Origin of the sequence: Hydrogenophaga pseudoflava NBRC 102511 (assembly GCF_001592285.1) — a bacterium.
In the GTDB taxonomy this organism is placed as follows: Bacteria; Pseudomonadota; Gammaproteobacteria; order Burkholderiales; family Burkholderiaceae_C; genus Hydrogenophaga; species Hydrogenophaga pseudoflava.
Map to the genome: position 1 here is coordinate 137,343 of NZ_BCWQ01000007.1, position 17,837 is coordinate 155,179.

Annotated in this window: 18 protein-coding genes; 12 read left to right on the forward strand and 6 right to left on the reverse strand. The window is 67.2% G+C overall.

The window, feature by feature from the left end:
* The first annotated feature begins 2 nt into the window (after positions 1-2).
* The 7 genes from glgC (at position 3) to HPS01S_RS10565 (ending at position 8,766) form a co-directional block, all read left to right on the forward strand.
* Positions 3-1,262, forward strand: coding sequence for a glucose-1-phosphate adenylyltransferase (gene glgC, locus HPS01S_RS10535; protein ID WP_066155147.1), 1,260 nt, complete (start codon positions 3-5; stop codon positions 1,260-1,262).
* Positions 1,259-2,788 carry a glycogen synthase GlgA gene (gene glgA, locus HPS01S_RS10540; protein ID WP_066155149.1) on the forward strand — a complete coding sequence of 510 codons (1,530 nt, stop codon included), beginning with the start codon at positions 1,259-1,261 and terminating at the stop codon, positions 2,786-2,788. Before glgC ends, glgA begins: the two co-directional genes overlap by 4 nt.
* A 33-nt stretch (positions 2,789-2,821) precedes the next feature.
* Positions 2,822-5,302, forward strand: a complete 2,481-nt coding sequence (locus HPS01S_RS10545; protein WP_066155152.1) for a glycogen/starch/alpha-glucan phosphorylase — start codon at positions 2,822-2,824, stop codon at positions 5,300-5,302.
* Between the two features lie 33 nt (positions 5,303-5,335).
* The gene (locus tag HPS01S_RS10550) at positions 5,336-6,832 is read left to right on the forward strand and encodes a sensor histidine kinase (protein ID WP_066155156.1); all 1,497 of its coding nucleotides are present in this window, start codon (positions 5,336-5,338) and stop codon (positions 6,830-6,832) included.
* On the forward strand, positions 6,829-7,455 hold the full coding sequence (locus HPS01S_RS10555; RefSeq protein WP_066155160.1) for a response regulator transcription factor: 627 nt from the start codon (positions 6,829-6,831) through the stop codon (positions 7,453-7,455). The genes HPS01S_RS10550 and HPS01S_RS10555 overlap by 4 nt, the downstream gene beginning before the upstream one ends.
* A gap of 133 nt (positions 7,456-7,588) precedes the next feature.
* The gene (locus HPS01S_RS10560; RefSeq protein ID WP_157576233.1) at positions 7,589-8,080 is read left to right on the forward strand and encodes a GlcG/HbpS family heme-binding protein; all 492 of its coding nucleotides are present in this window, start codon (positions 7,589-7,591) and stop codon (positions 8,078-8,080) included.
* A complete protein-coding gene (locus tag HPS01S_RS10565) occupies positions 8,077-8,766 on the forward strand; it encodes an ankyrin repeat domain-containing protein (RefSeq protein WP_066155168.1) in 690 nt (229 codons plus the stop codon). The genes HPS01S_RS10560 and HPS01S_RS10565 overlap by 4 nt, the downstream gene beginning before the upstream one ends.
* Positions 8,767-9,061: 295 nt before the next feature.
* On the opposite strand, the gene tyrS is transcribed toward HPS01S_RS10565, so the two are convergent.
* Positions 9,062-10,324 carry a tyrosine--tRNA ligase gene (tyrS, locus tag HPS01S_RS10570; RefSeq protein WP_079366629.1) on the reverse strand — a complete coding sequence of 421 codons (1,263 nt, stop codon included), beginning with the start codon at positions 10,322-10,324 and terminating at the stop codon, positions 9,062-9,064.
* A 167-nt stretch (positions 10,325-10,491) separates the two neighbouring features.
* Between tyrS and HPS01S_RS10575 the strand changes: the two genes are divergently transcribed.
* The gene (locus tag HPS01S_RS10575) at positions 10,492-11,856 is read left to right on the forward strand and encodes a M23 family metallopeptidase (RefSeq protein WP_371836596.1); all 1,365 of its coding nucleotides are present in this window, start codon (positions 10,492-10,494) and stop codon (positions 11,854-11,856) included.
* 75 nt (positions 11,857-11,931) lie between these two features.
* On the opposite strand, the gene erpA is transcribed toward HPS01S_RS10575, so the two are convergent.
* The 5 genes from erpA to rplM form a co-directional block, all read right to left on the reverse strand.
* A complete protein-coding gene (gene erpA / locus HPS01S_RS10580) occupies positions 11,932-12,297 on the reverse strand; it encodes an iron-sulfur cluster insertion protein ErpA (protein ID WP_066155176.1) in 366 nt (121 codons plus the stop codon).
* Between the two features lie 89 nt (positions 12,298-12,386).
* Positions 12,387-12,785 (reverse strand): bactofilin family protein, encoded by a 399-nt coding sequence (locus tag HPS01S_RS10585; RefSeq protein WP_066155179.1) that lies wholly within the window; start codon positions 12,783-12,785, stop codon positions 12,387-12,389.
* A 22-nt stretch (positions 12,786-12,807) separates the two neighbouring features.
* Positions 12,808-13,467 carry a DUF6776 family protein gene (locus tag HPS01S_RS10590; protein ID WP_307173696.1) on the reverse strand — a complete coding sequence of 220 codons (660 nt, stop codon included), beginning with the start codon at positions 13,465-13,467 and terminating at the stop codon, positions 12,808-12,810.
* Positions 13,468-13,608: 141 nt separating this feature from the next.
* The gene (gene rpsI / locus HPS01S_RS10595; protein WP_066155186.1) at positions 13,609-14,001 is read right to left on the reverse strand and encodes a 30S ribosomal protein S9; all 393 of its coding nucleotides are present in this window, start codon (positions 13,999-14,001) and stop codon (positions 13,609-13,611) included.
* Between the two features lie 10 nt (positions 14,002-14,011).
* Positions 14,012-14,443, reverse strand: coding sequence for a 50S ribosomal protein L13 (gene rplM, locus HPS01S_RS10600; protein ID WP_066155189.1), 432 nt, complete (start codon positions 14,441-14,443; stop codon positions 14,012-14,014).
* A gap of 193 nt (positions 14,444-14,636) precedes the next feature.
* Between rplM and HPS01S_RS10605 the strand changes: the two genes are divergently transcribed.
* From HPS01S_RS10605 to paaC, 4 genes are all read left to right on the forward strand, one after another.
* Complete coding sequence (locus HPS01S_RS10605; protein WP_066155192.1) at positions 14,637-15,551, forward strand: 23S rRNA (adenine(2030)-N(6))-methyltransferase RlmJ; 915 nt, start codon at positions 14,637-14,639, stop codon at positions 15,549-15,551.
* A gap of 118 nt (positions 15,552-15,669) precedes the next feature.
* Positions 15,670-16,692 carry a 1,2-phenylacetyl-CoA epoxidase subunit PaaA gene (gene paaA, locus HPS01S_RS10610; RefSeq protein WP_066155195.1) on the forward strand — a complete coding sequence of 341 codons (1,023 nt, stop codon included), beginning with the start codon at positions 15,670-15,672 and terminating at the stop codon, positions 16,690-16,692.
* Positions 16,689-16,991, forward strand: a complete 303-nt coding sequence (gene paaB, locus HPS01S_RS10615; protein WP_066155201.1) for a 1,2-phenylacetyl-CoA epoxidase subunit PaaB — start codon at positions 16,689-16,691, stop codon at positions 16,989-16,991. Before paaA ends, paaB begins: the two co-directional genes overlap by 4 nt.
* Positions 16,991-17,833, forward strand: a complete 843-nt coding sequence (gene paaC, locus HPS01S_RS10620; RefSeq protein WP_066155204.1) for a 1,2-phenylacetyl-CoA epoxidase subunit PaaC — start codon at positions 16,991-16,993, stop codon at positions 17,831-17,833. Before paaB ends, paaC begins: the two co-directional genes overlap by 1 nt.
* Positions 17,834-17,837 lie beyond the last annotated feature (4 nt).

The following is a 17,837-nucleotide window of genomic DNA, read 5'->3' on the forward strand; positions in this document are numbered from 1 at the left end:
CCATGGACAAAACCTCTCCTCAGCAACTGGCCCGGCGCACCATCGGCCTGGTGCTTGCCGGAGGCCGCGGTTCGCGGCTGAAGGCGCTCACCGACCGGCGCACCAAGCCGGCGGTGTACTTCGGTGGCAAGTTCCGCATCATCGATTTCGCGCTGTCCAACTGCCTGAACTCCGGCGTGCGCCGCATCGGCGTGCTCACCCAGTACAAGTCGCACTCGCTGCTGCGCCACCTGCAGCGCGGCTGGAGCTTCCTGCGCAACGAGTTCAACGAGTTCATCGACCTGCTGCCCGCCCAGCAGCGCATCGACGAGGACAGCTGGTACCTGGGCACGGCCGACGCGGTCTACCAGAACCTGGACATCCTGCGTGCCCACAACCCCGAGTACATCCTGATCCTGGCCGGCGACCACATCTACAAGATGGACTACGCCGAGCTGATCGCCGACCACGTGGCGCAGGGGAAGAAGTGCACCGTGGCCTGCATCGAGGTGCCGATCGCCGAGGCCAGCGCCTTCGGCGTGATGGCCATCGACGACCAGCGCCGCATCGTCGAGTTCGTCGAGAAGCCGGCGAACCCGCCCGCCATGCCCGGCAAGCCGGAGGTGTCGCTGGCCAGCATGGGCATCTACGTGTTCGACGCCCCGGCGCTGTTCGCCGCGCTGGAGCAGGACGCGGCCACCCCCGGCTCCAGCCGCGACTTCGGCAAGGACGTGATCCCGGCCATGGTGGCCGAGGGCCAGGCCGTGGCGCACCCCTTCGGCATGTCTTGCGTCAAGAGCTCGCCCGAGGCGCCCGCCTACTGGCGCGACGTCGGAACCGTGGAGGCCTACTGGGCCGCCAACCTGGACCTGACCAACACCATTCCCGAGCTGGACATGTACGACCGCGACTGGCCGATCTGGACCTACCAGGAGCAGCTGCCGCCGGCCAAGTTCGTGTTCAACGACGACGGCCGCCGCGGCATGGCGGTGGACTCGCTGGTCTCGGGGGGTTGCATCATCTCGGGCGGCTCGGTGAACCGCTCGGTGCTGTTCTCCAAGGTCCACATCCACTCCTACGCCGAGGTCGACGAGGCGGTGCTGCTGCCCGAGGTCGACGTCGGCCGCGGCTGCAAGCTGCGCAAGGTGGTGATCGACAACGGCTGCGTGATCCCGCCGGGTATGCAGATCGGCTACGACGCCGCCGAGGACGCGAAACGCTTCTACCGCTCGGAAGGCGGCGTGGTGCTGGTGACGCGCGCGATGCTTGAGGCCCTGAAGTGAGCCTGCGCGTCCTCTACGCCTGCTCCGAGGTCTTTCCGCTGCTCAAGACCGGCGGTCTGGCCGACGTGAGCGCGGGCCTGCCGCCAGCCCTGGCAGCGCAGGGCGCCGACGTGCGCCTGCTGCTGCCGGCCTTTCCGTCCATCGTGGCGGGTGTCGTGCCCGAGGGGCCGAGCCTGCTGGTGCCTGGCGGCGACACCGTGGGTCTGCCGCATGGCCTCGGCCCGCGGCCCGGCACCGTGAACGGCCCCACGCCCTGGCTGCGGCGCGGGCACATCGAGGCGTCGGGCCTGCCGGTGTGGCTGCTGCACGCGCCCGGCCTGTACGACCGGCCCGGCAACCCCTACCAGGACGCCAGTGGCAAGCCCTGGCCCGACGCGGCCGAACAGTTCGCCTGGCTGGGCTGGGCCGCCGCTCTGCTGGGCACCGGTCTGGACAGCGGCTGGGTGCCCGACGTGGTGCACGGCCACGACTGGCACACCGGCCTGGCCTTCGCCTACCTCCACCGGCTGGTGGCGGCTGGCCACCGCCGCCCGGCCGGCGTGTTCACCGTGCACAACCTGGCCTACCAGGGCGTGTTCGGCCCGCAGGTGCGCGAGCGCCTCGGCCTGCCCGACGAGCTGTTCCACCTGCACGGCCTGGAATTCCACGGCCAGGTCTCGTTCATGAAAGCCGGCCTGCAGTTCGCCGACGCCATCACCACCGTCAGCCCGACCTACGCGCGCGAGATCACCGGCGCCGAACAGGGCTGTGGCCTGGACGGCGTGCTGCGCGAGCGGCGCGACCGCCTGCACGGCATCCTCAACGGCGTCGACGATGCGGTCTGGGACCCGGCCAACGACGCCCTCGTGCAACCCGGCTTCAGCGCCGACGACCTGCGTGGCAAGGCGGCCGCCAAGGCGCGGCTGCAGCAGCGCCTTGGCCTGCAGGTCCTGCCCGACGCGCTGCTGTTCTGCGTCGTCAGCCGCCTAACCGAGCAGAAGGGCCTGCACCTGCTGCCCGGCGTGGTCGACGAGCTGGTGCGCCGCGGCGGCCAGCTGGCCGTGCTCGGAGCAGGCGACCCGCTGATCGAGCAGGCGCTGCAGCATGCGGCGCAGCGCCACCCGGGTGCGGTGGGTCTGCACATCGGCTACGACGAAGCGCTCGCCCACACCGTCATCGCCGGCAGCGACGTGATCCTCGTGCCCTCGCGCTTCGAACCCTGCGGCCTGACCCAGCTCTACGGCCTGCGCTACGGCACGCTGCCCCTGGTGCGCGCCGTCGGCGGCCTGGTCGACACCGTCACCGACAGCAGCCTGGAAAACATCGATGACGGCCGCGCCAGCGGCTTCGTGTTCCACGAGTTGACTGAAGACGACCTGCTCGCGGCACTGCGCCGCGCCTTCGCCCTGCGGCGCCGCGAGGCCGACTGGCGCGCGGTCCAGCGCCACGCCATGTCGCTGCGCTTCGACTGGGCGCGCGCCGCCACCGACACCCTCAAGGTCTACGCACTGGCCCGTGCCGACGCCACTGGCACGGCATCTGCTTGATCCGACCACCCTCTGCCTTTGGACTGCACCGACATGCCCAACACCCTCCCGACGACCGCCACCGGCACCGCCACCGCCCCGTTCGAGTACGAACAGCTGGAGAACAGCGTCGCGGCATTGCGCGTGTCCATCGCCAACCGGCTGGTCTATGCCGTCGGCAAGGACCTGCGATCGGCCACCCGCCGCGACTGGCTGTTCGCCCTGTTCCATGCGGTGCGCGACCGCATGATGCACAAGTGGCGCGAGACGCTGGCGGTCTCGCAGGACAGCGACGCCAAACGCGTCTATTACCTGTCGATGGAGTTCCTGACCGGCCGCGCGCTCACCAACGCCCTGCTCTCGGTCGGCATTTACGACGACGCCAGGGAAGCCTGCACCCAGCTGGGCGCCGACTTCGACGCCCTGATCGACCTGGAGACCGATGCTGGCCTGGGCAACGGCGGCCTGGGTCGTCTGGCCGCCTGTTTCCTCGACTCCATGGCCACGGTCGGACTGCCCGGCATGGGCTACGGCATCCGCTACGACTTCGGCATGTTCGCGCAGAAGATCGTCGACGGCCGCCAGGTCGAGGAGCCGGACTACTGGATGGTCAACGGCAACCCCTGGGAATTCATGCGCCCCGAGTTCAGCTACGAGGTGCAGTTCGGCGGCCGGCTGGTGCAGGAGGGCGACCACGTGCGCTGGGTCGACACCGACGACGTGATCGCCACCGCCTACGACACCGGCGTGCCCGGCCACGAACTCACCAGCGTGTCCACGCTGCGCCTGTGGACCGCGCGCGCCACCAGCGGCATCAACCTCGACGCCTTCAACAAGGGCGACTACATGCGCGCGGTGGAGGCCAAGAACCAGTCGGAGAACGTCTCGCGCGTGCTCTACCCCGACGACTCCACCGAGCACGGCAAGGAACTGCGCCTGCGCCAGGAGTATTTCTTCGTCAGCGCCTCGCTGCAGGACATCCTGCGCCGCTACCTCAAGAGCCACGGCAGCTTCGAGCAACTGGCCGACAAGGTCGCGATCCACCTGAACGACACCCACCCCGCGCTGGCCGTGCCCGAGCTGATGCGCCTGCTGGTGGACGAGTACCAGGTGGAATGGGACGCCGCCTGGGCCCTGTGCCAGCGCATCTTCAGCTACACCAACCACACGCTGATGAGCGAGGCGCTGGAGACCTGGCCGGTGGACCTGATGGGCCGGCTGCTGCCGCGCCACCTGCGCATCATCTACGACCTCAACGCCCGCTTCCTGGCCGAGGTGCATGACCGCTTTCCCAACGAGAACGACCTGCTGCGCCGCGTCTCCCTGATCGACGAACACGGCCAGCGCCGCGTGCGCATGGCCTACCTCTCGGTGCTGGCCAGCCACAAGATCAACGGCGTCTCGGCCCTGCACAGCGACCTGATGGTCAAGACCATCTTCGCCGACTTCGCGCGCCTGTGGCCCGATCGTTTCAACAACAAGACCAACGGCATCACACCGCGGCGCTGGCTCTCGCAGGCCAACCGCCCGCTGTCGGCGCTGATCGACGCTCGCATCGGCACCACCTGGCGCCGCAACCTCGACGAGCTGAAGCAGCTGCGGCCGCTGGCCGACGATGTGGAGTTCCAGAGCGCCTTCCGCCTGGCCAAGACCCAGAACAAGAAGCGGCTGGCCGAGCGCATCGCGCAGGAGACTGGCATCGTCGTCAGCACCGACAGCCTGTTCGACGTGCAGATCAAGCGCATGCACGAGTACAAGCGCCAGCTGCTCAACCTGCTGCACGTGGTCACGCGCTACCAGCAGATCCTGGCCCACCCCAACCACAACTGGGTGCCGCGCACGGTGATCTTCGGTGGCAAGGCGGCCTCGGCCTACTACATGGCCAAGCTGGTGATCAAGCTGATCAACGACGTGGCGCGCGTGGTCAACCACGACAAGCGCGTGGGCGACAAGCTCAAGGTGGTGTTCATGCCGAACTACCGCGTCTCGCTGGCCGAGGTGATCATCCCCGCCGCCGACCTGTCGGAGCAGATCTCCACCGCCGGCACCGAGGCCTCGGGCACCGGCAACATGAAGTTCGCGCTCAACGGCGCACTGACCATCGGCACCTGGGACGGTGCCAACATCGAGATCGCCGAGAACGTGGGGCTGGAGAACATCTTCATCTTCGGCCACCGCACCGAGCAGGTCGCGGCCCTGCGCGCCAGCGGCTACAACCCGCGCCGCTACTACGACCACAACTACGACCTCAAGACCACCATCGACCGCATCGCCGAAGGCGCCTTCAGCCCGGAAGAGCCCAACCGCTTCCACGACATCACGCGCACCCTGCTGGAGTCGGACTACTACCTGCTGCTGGCCGACTACGCCGACTACATCGCGACCCAGCAGAAGGTCGACGAGCTCTACCGCCGCCCGAACGAATGGGCGCGGCAGGCGATCCTCAACGTCGCCGGCATGGGCATGTTCTCGTCCGACCGCACGATCCGCGAGTACGCCGACGACATCTGGAAGGTCAAGCCCCTCTTCCAGTGACGCGGGCGCAGCCCGCATGACAGAATCCGCCGCATGCGGAACAGCGGCGGATCGTTGCGGTGGTGGTGGCTCGGCGGCGCGGTGCTTTCCGCTGCAGGCTCGGTCATGATCGCCCGCCAGTCCATCGACGAACAGCGCGCGCTGTTCGAGACCGACGCCCGCATCGTGCACCGCCTGCTGAGCCAGCAGGTGGTGCAGCACGATGCCATTCTCGACACCCTGGCCCTGCTGCAACCCGCGCCCGGCGCGCCCGTCAGCGCCGCGCCCGAACAGCGGCTGCCGTCCCTCTATCCCCACATCCTGTCGGTGCAGCGGCGCGAGCACGGCGCGGCCTGGGCCGACCCCGATCTGGCCTCGGCGGAGCAGCGCTCGGCGCAGGACCGCCGGCCGGCCCTCGTCCGCCCGGACCTGGCCTCGGGCCGCTACCGCCTGGTGCTCGCCGCCCTGCCCACCGCCTACGCGCTGACCATCGACCTGCGCGGCATGGTGCCCTGGTCCGAATGGCCGATGAAGCCCGAAGCCAGCCCGGTGCGCGTGGTGCTGGAGCACGAAGGCCAGCGCGTGGAACTGCAGTCCGGCGATGCGGCGGCTCTGGCCCGCTCGGGCGGCTGGCGCTTCGAATTCCACAAGCACCTGGCCGCTGTCAGCCAGCCCTTCGGCGTGGTGGCCGAACAGCGGCTGGGCTGGTCACAACTGCCCTGGGGCCTGATGCTGGCGTGGACCACCCTCGTCGCGACGGCGCTGACGCTGGGCGCGCAGTGGCAGCGCCAGCGCACCGCGCGCCGGCGCGCCGAGGAACTGCTGCGCCTGGGCCAGGTGGCACGCCTGAACACCCTGGGCGAACTGGCGGCCGGCATGGCGCACGAGCTCAACCAGCCGCTGACCGCGGTGCTGGCCAACACCCAGGCCGCGCAGCGCCTGCTGGCCGAGGACCCGCCCGAGCTGGACACCGCGCGCCAGGCCATGGCGCAGGCGGTGGACCAGTCGCGTCGCGCGGCCGAGGTGGTGGGCCGCCTGCGGCGCACGGTGGAACGGCCCGGCACGCCAGACGGTGCGACGACCGCCGCCGTGCTGTCGCTGGATCTGGCCGAGGCGGCGCGGCGGGCGGTGCACCTGCTCGAACCCGAGTGCCTGCGGCGCAGCGTCGCGCCGCAGGTGCAGGCCGACGCCGCGGTGATGGTCGACGCAGACCCGGTGGCGGTCGACCAGATCATGCACAACCTGCTGATGAACGCCCTGCAGGCGATGGACGCCGTGCCCGTGGCGCAGCGCGCGCTGCAGCTGACCTTGCGCCGCGACGGGGACGCGGGCGAGCTCGCCGTGGCCGACCGCGGCCCGGGCATCGCCCCCGAGGCCTTGCCGCACCTGTTCGAGCCGTTTTTCTCCACCCGCGACGGTGGTCTGGGTCTCGGCCTGTCGCTGTGCGAGACGCTGGCCCAGGGCATGGGCGGCTCGCTGGCCGCCGCCAATCAGCCCGGCGGCGGCGCGGTGTTCACGCTGCGCCTGCCGCTGTCCAGGGGCATCGCATGACCAGCCTCTCGCCCACCATCCACCTGATCGACGACGACGCCGCGGTGCGCGAAAGCCTGGCGCTGCTGATCGGCACCGTGGGCCTGCGCGTGACGACCTGGGCCGACCCGCAGGCCTTCCTGGACGGTTTCGACCGCGAGGCGATCGGCGCCATCGTGCTGGACGTGCGCATGCCCGGTATCAGCGGCCTGACCGTGCTCGACACCCTGGTCGCGCAGGGCGTGGACCAACCGGTGATCATGCTCACCGGCCACGGCACGGTGGAGATGTGCCGCCGCGCGTTCAAGGCCGGCGCAGCCGAGTTCCTGGAGAAGCCGGTCAACGACGAGCTGCTGATCGAGGCGCTGCAGGCCGCCGTGCGCCAGCACGTGCGCACCCGCGAACGCCACCAGGCCGACCGTGCGGCGCGCGAGCGCTACGCGCAGCTGTCCGAGCGGGAGCGCGAGGTGCTGGGCCTGATCGTCGCCGGCCTGACCAACAAAGAAATCGGCCGTGCGCTCGACCTGTCGCCGCGCACCGTCGAGACGCACCGTGCCAACCTGTTCGCCAAGCTGCAGGCCGAGTCGCTGGCGCAGCTGATCCGGCACTACGCAGCGCTGGTGGACGAGGCGTCTGCCGGCTGACGACCCGGCCGTGGGCGCCGCTCCGTAGTTCTACGGAGCCCGGCGCGTAGCCGTCCGAATGTTGCGAACGGGCGCGGATTTCTACAGTTCTTCCACGGTTGATCGAACCGCATTCACCCCCCAGGAGAACCCCATGAAAGCCATCGTTTCTGCCTCTGCCTTCGCCCTGTCCCTGATCGCTTCCGCCGCCAGCGCCCAGGCCGTGCGCACCGAGAAGAACATGTCGCTCGAACTCGCCAACCAGATCGCCGCCGCCACCGTGGCCGCGTGTGCGGCGAACAACTACAACGTCACCGCCGCCGTGGTCGACCGCGCCGGCGTGCTGCGCGCGCTGCAGCGCGCCGACAACGCCGGCCCGCACACGGTGGGTGCCGCGCAGGGCAAGGCCTACACCTCGGCTTCCGCCCGCAACACCACGGCCGCGATGCTGGAGAACGTGCAGAAGAACCCGGGCGCGCAGACGTTGGTGGACATCCCCGGTTTCCTGGTGCTCGGCGGCGGCGTGCCGGTCAAGGTCGGCAACGAGGTGATCGGCGCGGTGGGCGTGGGCGGTGCGCCTGGTGGCCATCTCGACGAACAGTGCGCGAACGCCGGCATCGCCAAAGTGGCCGAGTTGCTGAAATGAAGACGCTGCGGGTCTTGTCGCTGAGCCTGTCGCTGGCCTTCGGCTGCGTCGGCGCGATGGCCCAGGTCGCGCCCAGCGTGGCCGAGGCCGCCGCCTACACGGGTCTGCACGCGGCGGCGCACAAGGGCGACGTGGCCAAGGTCCAGCGCCTGGTCGCCTCGGGCGCGGCGCTGAACGCGACGGATGCCTACGGTCGCTCACCGCTGCACGTGGCCGCGTTCGCCCGGCAGCGGGAGGTGATCCGCGCGCTGGCCAAGGCCGGCGCCGACCTCAACAAGCTGGAAAACGATCGCTACGACGCCGTCACCATCGCCTCGGTGGCGGACGACGAGGCGACGCTGAAGGTGCTGCTGGAGCTGGGCGCGAGCGCGAAGCATGTGACCAGCCGCTACGACGGCACGGCGCTGATCGCTGCGGCGCACCTGGGGCACGACGGTGTGGTGCGGCAGCTGATCGCGGCCGGCGCACCGCTGGACCATGTGAACAACCTGCACTGGACGGCGGTGATCGAGTCCATCGTGCTGGGCGACGGCGGGGCGCGGCACCAGGCGACGCTGAAGGCGCTGATCGACGCGGGGGCCAACCTGCAACTGGCGGACCGCAGTGGTCAGACGCCACTGGTGCTGGCGAAGGCCCGTGGGTACTCAACCATGGTTTCTATGCTCGAGAAGGCTGGGGCGCGTTGAGCCCCTGGCTCTCCCGTATCGCTTCATGGGACGAGCGCCAGCGGTGGCCGGCTCCGCTCATGTCCCCCGGCTTGGGCTGCGCCCAAGCCTCCTCCTTTACTTCGCTGCGCCGGTCACCGCTGTCACTCGTTCCGCAAACGCGCGGGCGTACCCACGGCTGCACACCCACATCACCTCGGATCGGGGCGACAGTGCGTTCTGTGCAGTGAGGTAAAGGAGGAGGACCGGCGCAGCCGGTCCGGGGGACACGAACGGAATAGAGCGCGCTGGCGCCCCGATCCCGCGAGGTACTGGTTTACGTCAGCGTGACGCGAGCGAACTTCCGCTTGCCCACCTGCACCACGTACACACCTGCGCCCAGCTTCAGCCCCTTGTCGCTGACCACCGACGAGTCGATGCGCACACCGCCGCCGTCTATCAACCGGTTGCCTTCGCCATTCGACGCCACCAGACCAGCGGCATTCAGCAACGCCGCCACGCCCATCGGCGCGCCCGACAAAGTCACTTCAGGAATCTGATCCGGCACCCCGCCCTTGCTGCGATTGATGAAATCCTGCTCGGCCGCCTCGGCCGCCGCCGCGCTGTGGAATCGCGCCGTGATCTCCTTGGCCAGCATCACCTTCGCGTCCTTGGGGTTGCGGCCGCCCTCGACTTCCTTCTTCAGCGCCTCGATTTCGGCCATCGACTTGAACGACAGCAGCGTGTACCAGCGCCACATCAGCGTGTCCGAAATCGACAGCACCTTGGCGAACATGGTGTTGGGCTCTTCGGTGATGCCGATGTAGTTGTTCTTGGACTTGGACATCTTCTCGACGCCGTCCAGGCCTTCGAGCAGCGGCATCGTCAGGATGCACTGCGGCTCCTGGCCGTACTCCTGCTGCAGGTGGCGGCCCATCAGCAGGTTGAACTTCTGGTCCGTGCCGCCCAGCTCCAAGTCGGCCTTGAGCGCCACCGAGTCATAGCCCTGCATCAGCGGGTACAGGAACTCGTGCACGCTGATCGGCGTGCCGGCGGTGAAGCGCTGGTGGAAGTCGTTGCGCTCCATCATGCGCGCCACCGTGTACTTGGCGGCCAGCTGGATCATGCCCATCGAACCCAACGGTAGCGACCACTCACTGTTGTAACGGATCTCGGTTTTTGCGGGGTCCAGTACCAGGCTGGCCTGCTTGTAATAGGTTTCGGCGTTGGCCTTGATCTGCTCGGGCGTGAGCGGCGGGCGGGTGCTGTTGCGGCCGGAAGGGTCGCCGATCAGGCTGGTGAAGTCGCCAATCAGGAAGATGACCTGGTGACCCAGGTCCTGCAGCTGGCGCATCTTGTTGAGCACCACCGTGTGACCGATGTGGATGTCCGGTGCCGTCGGGTCCAGTCCCAGCTTGATGCGCAGCGGCACGCCGGTCTGCTCCGACTTCGCCAGCTTTTTCACCCAGTCGTCCTGGGGAATCAGTTCGTCGCATCCCCTCAACGTCACCGCCAGCGCCTCGCGGACACCGTCCGTCGGCTGGAGGCCTCCGCCGACCGGCAAAGACACGCCTGAAACATCGGTATCGCTGTGATTCATAAGGGTTTTTTCAGATGCAGACACCCCTCTCGGGGCTACAATTGTAGGTTTGGCGAGCCCGGATTTTAGTGGGCCCGCGCCCTGGGTCTGCTCCATGGCAACCGAACAAGGGCAGGTTCTTCTGACGCCAGGCGGCTTCGTTCGCCGCTTTTTGCCGGACACCGATTTTGAAGCTCACGCACCACAACAACAGACTGCCCACCCTGGCGCGATCCACCAGCAATTCCTTGCTGTCCAGCCTTACAAGTCATCCCCGCCGCGTGATGGCGGGCATCGGTGTGCTGCTGCTGGGCACCGGCGTCACGGCGTTCGGCATTGCCCCGCTGGCTCCGGACGCGTCCCTTCTGCCCGTGCAGCAGGTGGTCGAAGAAATCCAGTCCCAACCGTTCGCCCCCCTCGAAGGCGCCTCGCTTGATGCTTGGTCGCTCTTTCGCAGCGACACCCTTCGGCGCGACGACACCCCTCAGAGCCTGCTGCAACGCCTCGGCGTGAGCGATGCTGCGGCGGCCGCCATGTTGCGCAGCGACAGCAACGCGCACCAACTGTTCGCTGGCCGGGCAGGCAAACTGGTCACGGTGGAAGCCAACAGCCGGCAGGAACTGATCCGTCTGACCGCGCGCTGGCTGCCGGACGACGGTCGCGTTTTCCAGCGCCTGGTAATCGAACGCCAGGGCGGCAGCTTCAGCTCCCGCGTTGAGAGTGGTGAGCTGAACGTCCAGTCGCGGCTGGCCAGCGGCGTGATCCGCAGCTCTCTCTTTGCAGCCACCGACGAGGCCGGTCTGCCGGACAGCGTGGCGGTGCAACTGGCGGAAATGTTCTCCGGCGACATCGACTTCCGCCGCGACCTGCGCGAGGGAGACCGCTTCTCCGTGGTGTACGAGAGCCTGGAAGCCGACGGTGAAGCGCTTCGGGCCGGCCGCGTGCTGAGCGCCGAGTTCATCAACAACGGCCGCGAACACGAGGCCGTCTGGTTTGAAGAACCCGGACTCCAGGGCGCCTATTACGGCTTTGACGGGCAAAGCTCGCGCAAGTCCTACCTGGCCTCGCCGCTGGAGTTCTCCCGCGTGAGCAGCGGCTACGGCATGCGCTTCCACCCGATCTCCGGCAAGCAGAAGGCCCACCTCGGCGTGGACTATGCGGCGCCCACGGGCACGCCTGTCCGCACCATCGCCGACGGCGTGGTGACCTTTGCCGGCTGGCAGCGTGGGTATGGCAACACCATCGAGGTGCGGCACCGCGACAACCAGACCACACTGTTTGGCCACCTCAGCCGCATCGACGTCCGGGCGGGCCAGAAAGTCGCGCAGGGCGAGTTCATCGGTGCCGTCGGCTCCACCGGGCTTTCCACGGGCCCGCACCTGCATTTCGAGTTCCGTGACAACGGCGTTCACCAAGATCCGCTGGCCATCGCCCGCCGTAGCGAGAACATCCCCGTGAGTCCGGCGGCCCGCGCCCGTTTCGACGCCGTGGCCCAGTCGATGCGCATGCAGCTTGATGCCGCGGCCACCGTTCAACAGGCCAGCGCCGAGTAAGTGTCGCGTCCGCCAACCAACAAAAAAGGGAGCCATTGGCTCCCTTTTTTGTTGTGCCGATCCTGACAGCAGGTATCAGGCGCTGAAACTGGACCCGCAGCCGCAGGTGGTGGTGGCATTCGGGTTGCGGATCACGAACTGGGCGCCTTCGAGATCTTCCTTGTAGTCGATCTCGGCACCCACCAGGTATTGATAGCTCATCGCGTCGATCAGCAGGGACACGCCGTTCTTGGTCATCTGCGTGTCATCTTCGTTGACCACTTCGTCGAAGGTGAACCCGTACTGGAAGCCTGAGCAGCCACCGCCCTGCACGAACACGCGCAGCTTGAGGTCCGGATTGCCCTCTTCAGCCACCAGATCGGCCACTTTGGCGGCGGCACTGTCGGTGAAGATCAGCGGGGCGGGCATTTCGGTCTGGGTGGTTTCGGCGACGGCGCTCATGGTGTTCCTCGGTACGGTGGGGCGATGGCGTGCAAGCCGGGCTCACACGTTCAAGCTCGAATGGTAGGGCAAATCACTCGGAATTGTGCTCAGGCGTTGTTTGCCGCCAGTTTCAGTGTGGGTTTGTCCTCGAGGTCGCCGGTCATGGGCTTGAGCTGGCCCGCAATGGTGGCGCCCTGGTGCATCTCCAGCGACTTGTAGGACACATCGCCCTCGATGCGGGCCTTGGGTTGCAGCTCCAGCAGTTCCAGTGCGAACACCGGTCCTTTGACCGTGCCGTTGATGATCACGTGATCGGCGTGGATCTGGCCCGTCACGCTGGCCAACTCGCTGATCACCAGGATGCTGGGCTGCTCGTCGCTGGCACGGATGTCGCCCACGACATCACCATCCACGCGAAGGCCATCGTGAAACAGCACGTTGCCCTCGATCCGGGTGCCCTGCGCGATCAGGCTTTTGATGGGAGGCTGTTTCTTCTTGTTGAACATGTCGTGCTCCGGTGTGGCGGAATCAGAGTTTGATGGTGTGAAGGGCCTTGACGGCTCCACCCTGGAGGATTCTGGCGGTCACGGTTTTTACCACGGCCCGCGAAGGAACGTCCACGAGCCCTTCCTGCCGCAGATAGCCCTTGATCAGGACCGCCTGCGGCGTCGCTGCATGCTGCGCCGACCACGGGTTGCCATCCAGCGTGCCAGCGAAACTGATCTCCATCTGCCCTTTGAAGTCAGGGGCATTCTTTTCGGCCTGGATCATCAGGACCTGCCACTTGAGCTGGGTTTCTGCGACCCGTTCGATCTGGAGGCCCCGGATGCTCGGCGCACCCGACCCGGTGCCTGGGATCAGGCGCTCGAAAAAGCCCAGATCGCTGCGCAACGCCAGGTTGTCGGCCTGCAACTGCCGGATCTGCAGCAGCAGTTGCTCTTGCGCAGTCTTCTCGGTGGTCAGCAAGCTCTCAGAGGTGTTGGCCACCGATTGCGCCTTGCCCAGCGCCTCCCGCAGTTGGCTCACTTCCGTGCGCAACTGCTCCAGCTCCTGTTTGGCGTTGCGGTCCAGCCCCGCAATTTCCTTGCCGAACTCGAAAGCCCAGAGCGCCAGCGCCCCGGAGAACCCCAGCACGACCGCGGCCAGCAACCAACGCAGCGGCCAGGGCATGGTGCTGCGGATGGCCATGCGCGGTGCACTGACCGTCAACCGTCTGCGCAGAAGGCGCAACCTCATCGGACAGGTCCTTTCAGGAAACGGATGGTCACAAAAAACAAAAACCGCCCCAAGACGAGCTTGAAGGCGGTTGTTGCGGCAGTGAGCGGCGTGTTAACGCTTGCTGAACTGCTTGGCGCGGCGTGCAGAACGCAGACCGACCTTCTTGCGCTCGACCTCACGGGCATCGCGGGTCACGAAGCCGGCGTTGGACAGCTCGGACTTCAGTGCGGTGTCGTAGTCGATCAGGGCGCGGGTGATGCCATGGCGGACCGCGCCGGCCTGGCCGGATTCGCCACCACCGTGCACGTTCACCTGGATGTCGAACGTCTCGGCGTTGTTTGTCAGCAGCAGAGGCTGCTTGGCAATCATGATCGAGGTCTGGCGGCCGAAGTACTGTTCGATGTCCTTGCCGTTGACCGTGATCTTGCCGGTGCCTTTTTTCAGAAACACACGGGCGACGCTGGATTTGCGACGGCCGGTGCCATTGTTCCATTCACCAATCATCGTCGGCTCCTCAGATGTCCAGCACTTGCGGCTGTTGGGCGGTGTGCGGGTGCTCGGCGCCGCCGTACACCTTGAGCTTCTTGATCATGGCGTAGCCCAGAGGACCCTTGGGCAGCATGCCCTTGACGGCCTTCTCGAGCGCGCGGCCGGGGTGCTTGGCCTGCATGTCGCGGAAGCTGGTGGCGTAGATACCGCCCGGGAAGCCCGAGTGACGGTAGTACATCTTGTCGGTGTTCTTGGTACCGGTCACACGCAGCTTGGCTGCGTTGATGATGACGATGAAGTCACCGGTGTCGACGTGAGGCGTGTAGATGGCCTTGTGCTTGCCGCGCAGACGGAGGGCCACTTCACTGGCGACCCGTCCGAGAACCTTGTCGGTTGCGTCAATCACAAACCACTCGTGCTTCACGTCAGCGGGCTTGGCGCTGAACGTTTTGGTCATGAGTTTTCTCTTGCGAGTTGGTTTGGCGGACCCTTTTCCACGGTCGGTCGTTCTCTGACGGAACGCTCTTAGGTGGTGTTGGTGGCTTCGTCGCGGGGCCACGAAATCGCTGCGAAGCCGAGCATTGTACGATTTTTCACCACCGGCTGGCAAATAGGGCCCGTAACAGGCCGGCCGGCGCTACCATCGCCCGATGTTCAGTTACCGCCACGCCTTCCACGCCGGCAACCATGCCGACGTGCTCAAACACATCACCCTGATGGCCACCCTGCGCCATCTGATGAAGAAGGAGGCGGGCATCACCCTGGTCGACACCCACGCCGGCGCCGGCTTGTACCGGCTGGACGGCGACTACGCCGAAAAAGGCGGGGAAGCCGCAGACGGTATCGTGAAGCTGATGGCGGCGATGCGGCCAGCCACCGGCACGCCGCCCGCGTCCACCGCGGCGCTTGATGACTACCTCGACCTGATCGCAGGCTTCAACCCGGACGGCCAGTTGCGCGTCTACCCGGGCTCGCCATTCGTGATGCAGGCTCTGATGCGCACCGAGGCACGCGACCGCCTCAAGCTGTTCGAACTGCACCCGACCGACAGCCGCACGCTGAACGCCAACATCGCCCAGCTCGAAGCCGGGCGCCAGATCGCGGTCGCGATGCAAGACGGATTCGAGGGCCTCAAACCCCTGCTGCCCCCGCCGCCATCGGTGTCGGGCTCCAAACGCGCGCTGGTGCTGATCGATCCGAGCTACGAGATCAAGAGCGACTACGCCAAAGTGAGTGCCTGCATACAGGAATGCCTCAAGCGCTTTCCAACCGGCACCTACCTGGTGTGGTACCCGATCATTCCCCGGGCCGAGGCGCACGACCTGCCGCGCAAGCTCAAGACCCTGTGCAACCACGCCAAACGCCCCTGGTTACATGCCACGCTGAACATCAGCCACGGCCCGCTGGCCCTCGGCGAGCGGCCGGGACTGACCGCCAGCGGCATGTTCGTGATCAACCCGCCGCACACACTGAAGGCCGAACTGCAGGCCACGCTGCCGCTGCTGGTGACGCTGCTGGGACGTGGCCGCGGCCAGGCGCAGTCCGTGGAAGCGGGCGGCGCCTGAAGCCGGGAAACGGGCCACGGGTAATTCCCGATCCGCGCCCTGCGAATTAACCAACCGATCGGTCGGCTAATTCCCTATACTGCGCATCCACCCCGCTTGGCGGGTGCAGGAGACGCGCATGTACACCCAATCATTTTCCGTCGCTGATGGCGAAGCCAAGGGCGCGCCCAAGGCCGGCGCGACGCCCATCCGCGCCGAGGACGCCGCGCTGCAGGCGCATTTCGACACCGTGATCGACGCCGACGGCAAGATCGAGCCGCGCGACTGGATGCCCGAGGCCTATCGCAAGACCCTGGTGCGCCAGATCAGCCAGCACGCGCACAGCGAGATCGTCGGCATGCTGCCCGAAGGCAACTGGATCAGCCGCGCGCCCAGCCTCAAGCGCAAGGCCATCCTGATCGCCAAGGTGCAGGACGAAGGCGGCCACGGTCTCTATCTGTATTCGGCGGCAGAGACCCTGGGCACCAGCCGCGACCAGATGCTGGACGCGCTGCACAGTGGCAAAGCCAAGTACAGCTCCATCTTCAACTACCCGACGCTCAACTGGGCGGATGTGGGTGTGATCGGCTGGCTGGTGGACGGCGCGGCGATCATGAACCAGATTCCGCTGTGCCGCTGCAGCTACGGCCCTTATGCCCGCGCCATGATCCGCGTCTGCAAGGAAGAGAGCTTCCACCAGCGCCAGGGCTACGAGGCCCTGCTGGTGATGATGCAGGGCACGGCCGAGCAGAAGGCCATGGTGCAGGACGCTGTCAACCGCTACTGGTGGAAGTGCCTGGCCATGTTTGGCCCGCCGGACGACAACAGCCCCAACAGCGTGCAAGGCATGCGCTGGGGCATCAAGCGCATCAGCAACGACGACCTGCGCCAGAAGTTCGTGGACGCCACCGTGCCGCAGGCCGAGGTGCTGGGCGTGACCCTGCCCGACCCCGACCTGAAATGGAACGAGGCGCGCGGCCACTGGGACTACGGCCAGATCGACTGGGACGAGTTCTGGGCCACCGTCAATGGCCACGGCCCAATGAACAAGGAGCGCCTGGCCACCCGCGTGAAGGCGCACGAGCAAGGCGCCTGGGTGCGCGAGGCCGCGCTGGCCCATGCCCGCAAGCAGCAGCAACGTCAGCAGAAGGAGGCCGCATGAACAACGCAACACCGGCATTGAAGGAATGGCCCCTCTGGGAGGTCTTCGTCCGCAGCAAGCAGGGCCTGGAACACAAGCACTGCGGCAGCCTGCACGCCAGCGATGCGCGCCACGCGCTGCAGATGGCGCGCGACGTCTACACCCGCCGCCAGGAAGGCGTGAGCATCTGGGTCGTGCCGTCCACCGCCATCACGGCCAGCGAGCCTGACAGCAAGGACAGCTTCTTCGACCCGGCGGCCGACAAGGTCTACCGCCACCCGACCTTCTACGAGATCCCGGACCAAGTGGGGCACATGTGATGAAGGCGCCGGTCGACTACATCCTCCATCTGGCCGACAGCGCCCTGGTGCTGGGCCAGCGCAACGCCGAGTGGTGCGGTCACGGCCCCATCCTCGAAGAGGACCTGGCCCTGGCCAACAACAGCCTGGACCTGATCGGGCAGGCGCGACTGCTTTACCAGCACGCGGCCGACCTGATCAACGGCGACGGCGCACTGGCGCAGCGATTCGCCCACCTGCAGGGCGCGCGGCAGGACGGCCGTGTGACCGAGGACACCCTGGCCTACTTCCGCGACACCGCCGAGTTCCGCAACCACACGATCATGGAACTGCCGCACCACGGCCCGCTGGTCGGCTACGCCGTGGCTGAGCGCGACTACGCGACCACCATCGCGCGCAACTTCCTGGTCAGCGCGCTGATGGTGCTGGTGTGGGACCGCTTGCAGTCGTCGAAGGATGCGCAACTGGCCGGCATTGCCGCCAAGTCGCTCAAGGAGGTGCGCTACCACCTGCAGCACGCCAGCGACTGGCTGGTGCGCTTCGGCGACGGCACCGACGAATCGCACCGCCGCGCGCAGGACGCCATCGACCACCTGCTGCCTTTCTGCGAAGCCTTCTGGCAACCCGGCCCGACCGAGCAGGCAGCGGCGCAGGACGGCACGGGTGTGGACATCAACACCCTGCGCGAGCCCTGGAATCTGCTGGTCAACGAGACGCTGAGCGAGGCCACGCTGACCCGCCACGACCAGCCCCACCAAGGCTATGTGGCGCAGGGCCACGTGGGTGTGCATTCGGAGCACCTGGGCTTTCTCCTGGCCGAGATGCAAAGCCTGGCCCGCGCCCACCCGACCGCGGTCTGGTGAACAC

Coding starts and splice junctions, on each gene's coding strand:
- glgC (WP_066155147.1), top strand. CDS start 3: ATGGACAAAACCTCTCCTCAGCAACTGGCCCGGCGCACCATCGGCCTG.
- HPS01S_RS10545 (WP_066155152.1), top strand. CDS start 2,822: ATGCCCAACACCCTCCCGACGACCGCCACCGGCACCGCCACCGCCCCG.
- HPS01S_RS10550 (WP_066155156.1), top strand. CDS start 5,336: ATGCGGAACAGCGGCGGATCGTTGCGGTGGTGGTGGCTCGGCGGCGCG.
- HPS01S_RS10555 (WP_066155160.1), top strand. CDS start 6,829: ATGACCAGCCTCTCGCCCACCATCCACCTGATCGACGACGACGCCGCG.
- HPS01S_RS10560 (WP_157576233.1), top strand. CDS start 7,589: ATGAAAGCCATCGTTTCTGCCTCTGCCTTCGCCCTGTCCCTGATCGCT.
- HPS01S_RS10565 (WP_066155168.1), top strand. CDS start 8,077: ATGAAGACGCTGCGGGTCTTGTCGCTGAGCCTGTCGCTGGCCTTCGGC.
- tyrS (WP_079366629.1), bottom strand. CDS start 10,324: ATGAATCACAGCGATACCGATGTTTCAGGCGTGTCTTTGCCGGTCGGC.
- erpA (WP_066155176.1), bottom strand. CDS start 12,297: ATGAGCGCCGTCGCCGAAACCACCCAGACCGAAATGCCCGCCCCGCTG.
- HPS01S_RS10585 (WP_066155179.1), bottom strand. CDS start 12,785: ATGTTCAACAAGAAGAAACAGCCTCCCATCAAAAGCCTGATCGCGCAG.
- HPS01S_RS10590 (WP_307173696.1), bottom strand. CDS start 13,467: ATGGCCATCCGCAGCACCATGCCCTGGCCGCTGCGTTGGTTGCTGGCC.
- rpsI (WP_066155186.1), bottom strand. CDS start 14,001: ATGATTGGTGAATGGAACAATGGCACCGGCCGTCGCAAATCCAGCGTC.
- rplM (WP_066155189.1), bottom strand. CDS start 14,443: ATGACCAAAACGTTCAGCGCCAAGCCCGCTGACGTGAAGCACGAGTGG.
- HPS01S_RS10605 (WP_066155192.1), top strand. CDS start 14,637: ATGTTCAGTTACCGCCACGCCTTCCACGCCGGCAACCATGCCGACGTG.
- paaA (WP_066155195.1), top strand. CDS start 15,670: ATGTACACCCAATCATTTTCCGTCGCTGATGGCGAAGCCAAGGGCGCG.
- paaB (WP_066155201.1), top strand. CDS start 16,689: ATGAACAACGCAACACCGGCATTGAAGGAATGGCCCCTCTGGGAGGTC.
- paaC (WP_066155204.1), top strand. CDS start 16,991: ATGAAGGCGCCGGTCGACTACATCCTCCATCTGGCCGACAGCGCCCTG.